This is a genomic window from Halobacillus sp. Cin3 (assembly GCF_947311855.1).
Taxonomy (GTDB): domain Bacteria; phylum Bacillota; class Bacilli; order Bacillales; family Halobacillaceae; genus Halobacillus; species Halobacillus kuroshimensis.
In genome coordinates this window covers 16,909-26,134 of sequence record NZ_CAMZMV010000010.1, presented here as the reverse complement: position 1 = coordinate 26,134, position 9,226 = coordinate 16,909, and the positions used below count along the sequence as shown (strand labels likewise).

At 44.7% G+C, this 9,226-nt stretch carries 18 protein-coding genes; all 18 read left to right on the top strand.

Annotated elements, in window-relative coordinates:
* The first annotated feature begins 61 nt into the window (after positions 1–61).
* Entirely contained in the window at positions 62–1,252 is a 1,191-nt protein-coding gene (gene tuf / locus QMA39_RS18915) for an elongation factor Tu (RefSeq protein WP_027953425.1), read from the top strand.
* 372 nt (positions 1,253–1,624) lie between these two features.
* Complete coding sequence (gene rpsJ, locus QMA39_RS18910; RefSeq protein ID WP_027953424.1) at positions 1,625–1,933, top strand: 30S ribosomal protein S10; 309 nt, start codon at positions 1,625–1,627, stop codon at positions 1,931–1,933.
* Between the two features lie 31 nt (positions 1,934–1,964).
* Positions 1,965–2,600, top strand: coding sequence for a 50S ribosomal protein L3 (rplC, locus tag QMA39_RS18905; protein WP_281659547.1), 636 nt, complete (start codon positions 1,965–1,967; stop codon positions 2,598–2,600).
* 21 nt (positions 2,601–2,621) lie between these two features.
* The gene (rplD, locus tag QMA39_RS18900) at positions 2,622–3,245 is read left to right on the top strand and encodes a 50S ribosomal protein L4 (RefSeq protein WP_027953422.1); all 624 of its coding nucleotides are present in this window, start codon (positions 2,622–2,624) and stop codon (positions 3,243–3,245) included.
* Positions 3,245–3,532, top strand: a complete 288-nt coding sequence (gene rplW / locus QMA39_RS18895; protein WP_027953421.1) for a 50S ribosomal protein L23 — start codon at positions 3,245–3,247, stop codon at positions 3,530–3,532. The genes rplD and rplW overlap by 1 nt, the downstream gene beginning before the upstream one ends.
* Before the next feature lie 33 nt (positions 3,533–3,565).
* Complete coding sequence (gene rplB, locus QMA39_RS18890; protein WP_027953420.1) at positions 3,566–4,399, top strand: 50S ribosomal protein L2; 834 nt, start codon at positions 3,566–3,568, stop codon at positions 4,397–4,399.
* Positions 4,400–4,456: 57 nt separating this feature from the next.
* On the top strand, positions 4,457–4,735 hold the full coding sequence (rpsS, locus tag QMA39_RS18885) for a 30S ribosomal protein S19 (RefSeq protein ID WP_027953419.1): 279 nt from the start codon (positions 4,457–4,459) through the stop codon (positions 4,733–4,735).
* Positions 4,736–4,755: 20 nt separating this feature from the next.
* Complete coding sequence (gene rplV, locus QMA39_RS18880) at positions 4,756–5,097, top strand: 50S ribosomal protein L22 (RefSeq protein ID WP_027953418.1); 342 nt, start codon at positions 4,756–4,758, stop codon at positions 5,095–5,097.
* Between the two features lie 3 nt (positions 5,098–5,100).
* Positions 5,101–5,742, top strand: coding sequence for a 30S ribosomal protein S3 (gene rpsC / locus QMA39_RS18875; protein WP_027953417.1), 642 nt, complete (start codon positions 5,101–5,103; stop codon positions 5,740–5,742).
* An 18-nt stretch (positions 5,743–5,760) separates the two neighbouring features.
* Positions 5,761–6,195, top strand: coding sequence for a 50S ribosomal protein L16 (gene rplP / locus QMA39_RS18870; RefSeq protein WP_027953416.1), 435 nt, complete (start codon positions 5,761–5,763; stop codon positions 6,193–6,195).
* A complete protein-coding gene (gene rpmC / locus QMA39_RS18865; protein WP_027953415.1) occupies positions 6,185–6,385 on the top strand; it encodes a 50S ribosomal protein L29 in 201 nt (66 codons plus the stop codon). Before rplP ends, rpmC begins: the two co-directional genes overlap by 11 nt.
* Before the next feature lie 24 nt (positions 6,386–6,409).
* Positions 6,410–6,673, top strand: coding sequence for a 30S ribosomal protein S17 (rpsQ, locus tag QMA39_RS18860; RefSeq protein ID WP_027953414.1), 264 nt, complete (start codon positions 6,410–6,412; stop codon positions 6,671–6,673).
* 42 nt (positions 6,674–6,715) lie between these two features.
* Complete coding sequence (gene rplN, locus QMA39_RS18855; RefSeq protein WP_027953413.1) at positions 6,716–7,084, top strand: 50S ribosomal protein L14; 369 nt, start codon at positions 6,716–6,718, stop codon at positions 7,082–7,084.
* 40 nt (positions 7,085–7,124) lie between these two features.
* The gene (gene rplX, locus QMA39_RS18850) at positions 7,125–7,436 is read left to right on the top strand and encodes a 50S ribosomal protein L24 (RefSeq protein ID WP_027953412.1); all 312 of its coding nucleotides are present in this window, start codon (positions 7,125–7,127) and stop codon (positions 7,434–7,436) included.
* Positions 7,437–7,462: 26 nt separating this feature from the next.
* Positions 7,463–8,002 (top strand): 50S ribosomal protein L5, encoded by a 540-nt coding sequence (rplE, locus tag QMA39_RS18845; protein WP_027953411.1) that lies wholly within the window; start codon positions 7,463–7,465, stop codon positions 8,000–8,002.
* Positions 8,003–8,028: 26 nt separating this feature from the next.
* Positions 8,029–8,214 carry a type Z 30S ribosomal protein S14 gene (locus QMA39_RS18840; protein WP_027953410.1) on the top strand — a complete coding sequence of 62 codons (186 nt, stop codon included), beginning with the start codon at positions 8,029–8,031 and terminating at the stop codon, positions 8,212–8,214.
* 30 nt (positions 8,215–8,244) lie between these two features.
* Positions 8,245–8,643 carry a 30S ribosomal protein S8 gene (rpsH, locus tag QMA39_RS18835; RefSeq protein WP_027953409.1) on the top strand — a complete coding sequence of 133 codons (399 nt, stop codon included), beginning with the start codon at positions 8,245–8,247 and terminating at the stop codon, positions 8,641–8,643.
* A gap of 30 nt (positions 8,644–8,673) precedes the next feature.
* Positions 8,674–9,210, top strand: a complete 537-nt coding sequence (rplF, locus tag QMA39_RS18830) for a 50S ribosomal protein L6 (RefSeq protein ID WP_027953408.1) — start codon at positions 8,674–8,676, stop codon at positions 9,208–9,210.
* The last annotated feature ends 16 nt before the right edge of the window (positions 9,211–9,226 follow it).

Sequence of the window (9,226 nt, the reverse complement as noted above, 5' to 3'; positions counted from 1 at the left end):
CCTTGGCTGCATATAAATCTTAAACTAATAATTGTTACTTATCTAAAGGAGGAAATATACAATGGGTAAAGAAAAATTTGACCGGTCCAAGTCCCACGTTAACATTGGTACTATTGGACACGTTGACCACGGTAAAACTACTCTAACTGCAGCGATCACTACTGTACTTCATAAGAAATCTGGTTCTGGTGAAGCTATGGCCTACGACATGATCGACGGTGCTCCTGAAGAGCGTGAGCGTGGAATCACTATCTCCACTGCACACGTTGAGTACGAAACTGAAGCTCGCCACTATGCACACGTTGACTGCCCAGGTCACGCTGACTACGTTAAGAACATGATCACTGGTGCTGCTCAAATGGACGGCGCGATCCTGGTTGTATCTGCAGCTGACGGTCCAATGCCACAAACTCGTGAGCACATCCTGCTTTCTAAAAACGTAGGTGTACCAGCTATCGTTGTATTCTTGAACAAAGTTGACATGGTAGACGACGAAGAGCTTCTTGAGCTAGTTGAAATGGAAGTTCGTGATCTTCTATCTGAATATGACTTCCCTGGTGACGATGTACCAGTAATCAGCGGTTCTGCTCTTAAAGCTCTTGAAGGTGAAGAGAAATACGAGCAGGCGATCTATGACCTTATGGACGCTGTTGACGAGCACATCCCAACTCCAGACCGTGACACTGACAAGCCATTCATGATGCCTGTTGAGGACGTATTCTCCATCACTGGCCGTGGTACAGTTGCAACTGGCCGTGTTGAGCGTGGTCAAGTTAAAGTCGGTGACGAAGTTGAAATCATCGGTATGGCTGAAGAGTCCTTCAAGACTGCCGTAACTGGTGTTGAAATGTTCCGTAAGCTTCTTGACTATGCAGAAGCAGGCGATAACATTGGTGCTCTTCTACGTGGTGTTAAGCGTGAAGACATCAACCGTGGTCAGGTACTAGCTAAGCCTGGTTCCATCACACCACACACAAACTTCAAAGCTGAAGTTTATGTACTAGCTAAAGACGAAGGTGGACGTCACACTCCATTCTTCTCTAACTACCGCCCACAGTTCTACTTCCGTACAACGGACGTAACTGGTGTTATTCAACTTCCTGAAGGCGTAGAAATGGTTATGCCTGGGGACAACGTTGAAATGACAGTTGAACTTATCGCTCCAATCGCGATCGAGGACGGAACTCGTTTCTCTATTCGTGAAGGTGGACGTACTGTAGGTTCAGGCGTTGTATCTACAATCACTAAATAAGATCTCTCTTATTTTATAGGAAGCAGCAGCCATCCGGCTGCTGCTTTTTTTGTGTTATCACTTGAAAGAACCGGCTGAATTTGTTTTAATGTATTATGGAATTTTTGCGGTGGAACGAATGCTGCTTATCTGGAACAGATGGTTGAAATGTGCCGCAAACATCAGTATAATAGTAAAAGTGTCCGTAGATAAATTATTTATGGATTTTTCCTTGCATTGACCCGGATTATTCTATATAATGAGTAATGTTGGTCATAAAAGGCGATGAAGCGAAAGGTTGTTGACACACCCGGCCCCTTTGCCATGGCTGGTGTTCAAGTTTTTTCGCGGAGAATGTCTATTTTAAAAATGGGCGAAGAAGGAGGGAATATCATGGCAAAAGAAAAAATTCGTATTCGTTTAAAAGCGTATGATCACAGAGTGCTTGATCAGTCTGCAGAGAAGATCGTTGATACAGCTAAGCGTTCCGGCGCGGAAGTATCTGGTCCGATCCCGCTTCCAACTGAGCGTTCTGTATATACAGTACTTCGTGCGACTCACAAGTATAAAGACTCTCGTGAGCAGTTCGAAATGCGCACGCACAAACGTCTGATTGACATTGTTAATCCAACACCACAGACCGTTGATTCACTAATGCGTTTGGATCTACCATCTGGTGTGGATATCGAAATTAAACTATAATAAATCGTTAAGATAATAGGAGGTGTAACGGATGACGAAAGGAATCTTAGGACGCAAGGTCGGCATGACACAGATTTTCTCTGACAACGGTGAATTGATCCCTGTAACTGTTATTCAGGCTGAGCCGAACGTAGTTCTTCAAAAGAAAACTACAGAAAATGATGGTTATGAAGCGATCCAGCTTGGATTTGCTGATGAAAAATCCAACCGTTTGAAGAAAGCTGCTCAAGGGCACGCTGACAAAGCAAACACAACACCTAAGCGCTACGTTCGTGAATTCCGTAATGCGAACCTTGATGACTTTCAACTAGGTCAAGAGGTTAAGGTAGATATGTTTGAAACTGGTGACGCAATCGATGTGACAGGTACTTCTAAAGGGAAAGGTTTCCAAGGTGCAATCAAGCGCCACAACCAATCCACTGGACCTAAAACACACGGTTCCCGTTTCCACCGCCGTTCCGGTTCTATGGGACAAGGTGCAGACCCATCGAAAGTCTTCAAAGGCAAAGGTCTTGCAGGACAAATGGGTGGCGAGCAGGTAACTCTTCAAAACCTTGAAGTAGTTAAAGTAGACGCTGAGCGTAACCTGCTTCTAGTCAAAGGTAATGTACCAGGCGCGAAAAAATCTTACGTTAAGATTACAAGTGCAAATAAGGCTAGCAAATAATCAACGAAGGGAGGATATGTCATGCCTAAAGTAGCACTATTAAACCAAAGCGGTTCTAATGTTGGTGAAATCGAACTGAATGAAGCCGTATTTGGGATTGAACCTAATACTCACGTATTACACGAAACTGTGTTGATGCAGCGCGCGAATCTTCGCCAAGGCACACACAAAGTAAAAGGACGTTCTGAAGTATCCGGCGGTGGCCGTAAACCATGGCGTCAAAAAGGTACAGGCCGTGCACGTCAAGGGTCTATCCGTTCACCACAATGGGTTGGCGGTGGAACTGTATTCGGTCCTACACCACGCAGCTACAGCTACACGATGCCGAAAAAAGTTCGTCGTCTTGCACTTCAGTCCGCTTACTCTTCTAAAGTACAGGAAGGTAACGCAATCGTTCTTGAGAGCTTGTCTCTAGACGCTCCAAAAACTAAAGAAGTTGTAAATATGCTTAGCGCACTAGACGTAAACGAGAAGGCTTTGATCGTTACAGCAGGAGAAGATAAGAACGTAGCTCTTTCTTCTAATAACATCCCTACAGTAAATGCTCTCCCTGTAGAGCAGGTAAGTGTGTTAGACTTGCTGACGCATGACAAGCTGATCCTTACTAAGGAAGCAGCTGAAAAAGCAGGGGAGGTGCTCTCATAATGAAAGAACCACGCGATATCATTAAGCGCCCTGTCATTACTGAACATTCTGCTGATCTTATGGGAGAAAAGAAATATACGTTTGAAGTTAGCACGAAAGCTAACAAAACTGAAATTAAAAATGCAGTTGAAGAAATCTTTGGCGTTCAAGTTGAGTCTGTCAACACAATGAACCTTAAAGGTAAATTCAAGCGTATGGGTCGTTACGGCGGCTATCGTTCTGATCGTAAGAAAGCAGTTATTAAGTTGACTCAGGACAGTGAAGAACTAGAATTCTTTGAAGTATAATTGACTAATTGATAATGAAGGAGGGAAATAAAGATGGCGATTAAAAAGTTCAGACCGATTACTAACGGTCGTCGACACATGTCAGTTTCTGATTTCGCTGAAATCACGACTGACAAACCTGAACGCTCCCTTATCGCTCCACTTCACAAAAAAGGTGGACGTAACAACCAGGGTAGGCTGACAGTTCGTCATCAGGGCGGAGGCCATAAGCGTCAGTATCGTATTATCGACTTCAAACGTGACAAAGATGGAATACCTGGACGCGTTGCTACAGTCGAATATGATCCGAACCGCTCCGCTAACATTGCACTAATCAACTATGTTGATGGTGAAAAACGCTACATCCTTGCTCCTAAAGGTGTTAAGGTTGGCACAGAAATCATTTCAGGTGAAGGTGCGGATATCAAACCTGGTAACGCTCTTGCACTTAAAGATATTCCAGTTGGTACAATTGTACACAACGTAGAACTTAAGCCGGGACGCGGCGGACAGCTTGTTCGTTCTGCTGGTGCTTCTGCACAAATCCTTGGCCGTGAAAACAAATACACTCTAGTACGCCTGACTTCTGGTGAGGTCCGCCTGGTACTATCTACTTGCCGTGCAACAATCGGTCAGGTTGGTAACCTTGAGCACGAACTTATCAGTGTTGGTAAAGCTGGACGTTCTCGTTGGAAAGGCAAGCGCCCTACTGTACGTGGTTCCGTAATGAACCCTAGTGATCACCCACACGGTGGTGGTGAAGGACGCGCACCAATCGGTATGCCATCTCCTGTATCTCCATGGGGTAAACCAACTCTTGGATACAAGACAAGAAAACGCAACAAGCCGTCTGATAAATATATCGTACGTAGACGCGGTAAAAAATAACGGGATTGTCGGGCGGGCATTAGGACCCGTCTCTCAATCGCGAAGGGAGGTTTATTCATGGGCCGCAGCCTGAAAAAAGGACCTTTTGTAGATGATCATTTGATGAAGAAAATCGAGAAGCTTAATGAAGATAGCAAACAGCAGGTCGTGAAGACTTGGTCTCGTCGTTCAACTATCTTCCCTAACTTCGTAGGACACACCATTGCTGTTTATGATGGTCGCAAACACGTACCTGTCTATGTTACTGAAGACATGGTAGGTCATAAACTAGGTGAATTCGCGCCAACCCGTACGTTCAAGGGACACTCTGGCGATGACAAGAAAACAAAACGCTAATATAGAGAGGAGGCACTCTAATGCAAGCTAAAGCAGTTGCTAAAACCGTTCGTATCGCTCCTCGTAAAGCTCGTCTTGTAATTGATTTAATTCGAGGAAAAAATGTGGGTGAAGCTCTAGCTACACTTCGCCTGAAAAACCGCGGCGCATCTCCAGTAGTTGAGAAACTTCTTAACTCTGCGATCGCCAACGCTGAACACAATTATGAAATGGATCCGGAAAACCTATATGTTTCCGAAGCGTTTGTAAACGAAGGCGTAACACTTAAACGTTTCCGTCCTCGTGCAATGGGCCGCGCAAGCCAGATCAACAAACGCACAAGCCACATCACTGTGGTCGTATCAGAAAAAAAGGAGGGATAATCAGTGGGTCAAAAAATTAATCCGGTAGGTCTTCGTATCGGCGTTATCCGTGACTGGGAGTCCAAGTGGTACGCTGGTAAAGACTACGCAGACTTGTTACATGAAGACATTAAGATTCGTGAATATGTTGAAACTCGTCTTAAAGATGCTGCTCTTTCCACGGTCGAAATCGAACGCGCAGCAAACCGTGTAAACATTACTGTGCACACAGCTAAGCCAGGAATGGTTATCGGTAAAGGCGGTTCTGAAGTCGAAGCACTTCGTAAAGCTCTTAACCAACTCACTGGTAAACGAGTTCACATCAACATCGTTGAAGTGAAAAAACCAGATCTTGACGCTACACTGGTAGCTGACAATATCGCACGTCAATTGGAAAACCGTGTATCTTTCCGTCGTGCTCAGAAACAAACTCTACAACGCGCAATGCGTGCAGGAGCTAAAGGTATCCGTACCCAGGTATCCGGTCGTCTAGGTGGCGCAGATATCGCTCGTGCTGAATACTACAGTGAAGGAACTGTACCACTTCATACACTTCGTGCAGACATCGATTACGGTACTGCAGAAGCAGACACCACTTACGGTAAGCTTGGTGTTAAAGTGTGGATCTATCGTGGTGAAATCCTTCCAACAAAGACTGATAAATAAGGAAGGGGGAACAGCATTATGTTAATGCCTAAACGTGTTAAATATCGTCGTCAACACCGTACAAGCTTGAAAGGCCGTGCCAAAGGCGGTACTGAAGTTGCATTCGGTGAATATGGTTTGCAAGCTATCGATCCAGCTTGGATCACAGCCCGTCAGATCGAGGCAGCGCGTATCGCGATGACTCGTTACATGAAGCGTGGCGGTAAAGTTTGGATCAAAATCTTCCCTGATAAGCCTTATACTGCTAAGCCCCTAGAAGTACGTATGGGTTCCGGTAAAGGTGCTCCAGAAGGTTTCGTAGCAGTTGTGAAACCAGGGAAAATTATGTTTGAGATCGCAGGAGTTTCTGAAGAGGTAGCCCGCGAAGCACTTCGTCTTGCTTCCCACAAACTTCCGATCCGTACGAAGTTCGTAAAACGTGAAGAAATTGGTGGTGAAATCAATGAAGGCTAATGAGATCCGTGAATTAACCACTGCCGAAATTGAACAAAAAGTTAAATCTCTTAAAGAGGAACTTTTCAACCTACGCTTCCAATTGGCAACAGGTCAACTTGAGAACACTGCACGTATCCGTCAAGTTCGCAAGTCCATCGCCCGTATGAAGACTGTTGCTCGTGAACGTGAGCTAGGCGTAAATAACTAATAGATGAGAGGAGGTCACCCTCACATGACTGAACGTAATAATCGTAAGGTTTATACCGGCCGTGTTGTTTCTGACAAAATGGACAAAACAATCACTGTTATGGTAGAAACTTATAAGTTCCACAAGCTTTATGGCAAACGCGTAAAGTATTCCAAAAAGTTCAAAGCACATGACGAAAACAACCAGGCGAAAAACGGCGACATCGTGCGCATCATGGAAACTCGTCCATTGTCCGCATCCAAGCGTTTCCGTCTTCTAGAAGTTGTTGAAGAGTCTGTTATTATCTAAATAAAGTTCGCTCGGAGATGATCCGAAGGGAGGTTACATGGTATGATTCAACAGGAATCTCGTCTGAAAGTTGCAGACAACTCTGGTGCACGTGAAATCCAAACGATCAAAGTCTTGGGTGGATCCGGCCGTAAAACAGCTAACATTGGTGATATCATCACTGCTACTGTGAAACAGGCAACACCAGGAGGCGTTGTTAAAAAAGGTGAAGTAGTTAAAGCTGTTATCGTACGTTCTAAGAGCGGTATGCGCCGTAAAGATGGTTCTTATATCCGTTTCGACGAAAACGCAGCAGTAATCGTTCGTGATGACAAAGGACCACGCGGTACTCGTATCTTCGGACCGGTAGCTCGTGAACTTCGTGATGCTAAATTCATGAAGATTGTATCTCTAGCTCCAGAAGTATTATAAAAGCCTGAATGAAATGCCTTGTTAAGGAGGTGCGCGTAGAATGCACGTAAAAAAAGGTGACAAAGTAATGGTCATTAGCGGTAAGGATAAAGGCAAGCAAGGTACAATCCTTGAAGCTTATCCAAAGAAAGATCGTGTTCTTGTTGAAGGCGTGAACGAAGTGAAAAAACACGCGAAGCCGTCTCAAGAAAACCCGCAGGGTGGAATCTTGACTCAGGAAGCAGCGATCCACGTATCAAACGTAATGCCGATTGATCCTAAGACTGGCGAACCGACCCGTGTTGGTTACAAAGTCGAAGACGATAAGAAAGTTCGTATCGCGAAAAAATCCGGTGAAGCGCTGGACAAATAACCCATAGATGAAAGGAGGGCCACACGATGAACGAACTAAAGAAACAATATAAAGAAGAAGTTGTTCCATCTCTGATGAGCAAATTTGAATATGAGTCCATCATGCAGACACCAAAAGTTGAGAAAATCGTTGTCAACATGGGTGTAGGCGATGCTGTTCAAAACGCGAAAGCACTTGATACAGCTGTTGAAGAACTAACGATGATTACTGGTCAGAAACCAGTGATTACGAAAGCTAAGAAATCAATCGCAGGCTTCCGTCTACGTGAGGGTATGCCGATCGGTGCGAAAGTAACCCTTCGCGGAGAGCGTATGTACCAATTCCTACAAAAGCTGATCGCCGTATCACTACCACGTGTGCGTGACTTCCGTGGTATTTCTAAGAAAGCTTTTGATGGTCGTGGAAACTACACTCTTGGTGTTAAAGAGCAATTGATTTTCCCAGAGATCGATTACGATAAAGTAAACAAAGTGCGTGGAATGGATATCGTTATTGTCACTTCTGCTGACTCTGACGAAGAAGCGCGTGAACTATTAGCTCAATTCGGCATGCCGTTCCAAAAATAATGAGCTGACATTAAGGAGGGAAAATAGTGGCTAAAAAATCAATGGTCGCGAAGCAACAGCGTAAACAGAAGTACGAAGTACGCGAATACACTCGTTGTGAACGCTGCGGACGTCCGCACTCCGTACTACGTAAGTTTAAGCTTTGCCGTATTTGTTTCCGAGAACTTGCATACAAAGGACAAATCCCTGGTGTCAAAAAAGCCAGCTGGTAAACCCGTAACAGGAAAGGAGGTAAAAGAGTTATGACAATGACAGATCCAATTGCAGATATGCTGACTCGTATCCGTAATGCGAATATGGTTCGCCACGAGAAGCTTGAACTTCCAGCTTCCAACGTGAAAAAAGAAATCGCTGATATCCTTAAGCGTGAAGGTTTCGTACGTGACTACGAATTTGTAGAAGACAACAAGCAGGGTGTTCTTCGCATCTTCCTTAAGTACGGCCAGAACAACGAGCGCGTAATCACTGGTGTTAAACGTATCAGTAAGCCAGGTCTACGTGTGTATGCGAACTCCGAAGAGCTTCCTAAAGTTCTTAACGGACTTGGTATTGCCGTTGTATCCACTTCAAAAGGTGTCCTAACAGATAAAGAAGCTCGTGAACAAGCCATCGGCGGCGAAGTTCTAGCTTACGTCTGGTAATAAAACGAACAAGACAGGAGGTGCAAAAATATGTCTCGCGTAGGATTAAAAACTCTTGAAATTCCTGAAGGTGTAGAAATCACTCAGGATAACAAAACGATTACAGTGAAAGGTCCAAAAGGGGAACTGACTCGTACGTTCCACGAGGACATCACTGTTACAGTTGAAGATAACGTTCTATCTGTATCGCGTCCAAGCGATCACAAAGAGCACCGCGCTCTTCACGGTACAACACGCAGCCTGATCGGCAACATGGTTGAAGGTGTATCTAAAGGTTTCGAGAAGAACCTTGAAATCATCGGTGTCGGTTACCGTGCTCAGAAGCAGGGCGAAACAGTTGTTGTGAACGCTGGTTATTCCCACCCTGTAGAAATTGAAAAACGCGAAGGAATCGAAATCGAAGTTCCTTCCAACACAAAAGTTACTGTTAAAGGTATCGACAAAGAACTAGTTGGTGCTGTTGCTGCTAACATCCGTGCTATCCGTCCTCCAGAGCCTTACAAAGGCAAAGGAATCCGTTACGAAGGCGAACGTGTACGCAGTAAAGAAGGTAAAACAGCTAAATAAGGTTCTAAGGTAACGT

Coding starts and splice junctions, on each gene's coding strand:
- tuf (WP_027953425.1), top strand. CDS start 62: ATGGGTAAAGAAAAATTTGACCGGTCCAAGTCCCACGTTAACATTGGT.
- rpsJ (WP_027953424.1), top strand. CDS start 1,625: ATGGCAAAAGAAAAAATTCGTATTCGTTTAAAAGCGTATGATCACAGA.
- rplC (WP_281659547.1), top strand. CDS start 1,965: ATGACGAAAGGAATCTTAGGACGCAAGGTCGGCATGACACAGATTTTC.
- rplD (WP_027953422.1), top strand. CDS start 2,622: ATGCCTAAAGTAGCACTATTAAACCAAAGCGGTTCTAATGTTGGTGAA.
- rplW (WP_027953421.1), top strand. CDS start 3,245: ATGAAAGAACCACGCGATATCATTAAGCGCCCTGTCATTACTGAACAT.
- rplB (WP_027953420.1), top strand. CDS start 3,566: ATGGCGATTAAAAAGTTCAGACCGATTACTAACGGTCGTCGACACATG.
- rpsS (WP_027953419.1), top strand. CDS start 4,457: ATGGGCCGCAGCCTGAAAAAAGGACCTTTTGTAGATGATCATTTGATG.
- rplV (WP_027953418.1), top strand. CDS start 4,756: ATGCAAGCTAAAGCAGTTGCTAAAACCGTTCGTATCGCTCCTCGTAAA.
- rplP (WP_027953416.1), top strand. CDS start 5,761: ATGTTAATGCCTAAACGTGTTAAATATCGTCGTCAACACCGTACAAGC.
- rpmC (WP_027953415.1), top strand. CDS start 6,185: ATGAAGGCTAATGAGATCCGTGAATTAACCACTGCCGAAATTGAACAA.
- rpsQ (WP_027953414.1), top strand. CDS start 6,410: ATGACTGAACGTAATAATCGTAAGGTTTATACCGGCCGTGTTGTTTCT.
- rplN (WP_027953413.1), top strand. CDS start 6,716: ATGATTCAACAGGAATCTCGTCTGAAAGTTGCAGACAACTCTGGTGCA.
- rplX (WP_027953412.1), top strand. CDS start 7,125: ATGCACGTAAAAAAAGGTGACAAAGTAATGGTCATTAGCGGTAAGGAT.
- rplE (WP_027953411.1), top strand. CDS start 7,463: ATGAACGAACTAAAGAAACAATATAAAGAAGAAGTTGTTCCATCTCTG.
- rpsH (WP_027953409.1), top strand. CDS start 8,245: ATGACAATGACAGATCCAATTGCAGATATGCTGACTCGTATCCGTAAT.
- rplF (WP_027953408.1), top strand. CDS start 8,674: ATGTCTCGCGTAGGATTAAAAACTCTTGAAATTCCTGAAGGTGTAGAA.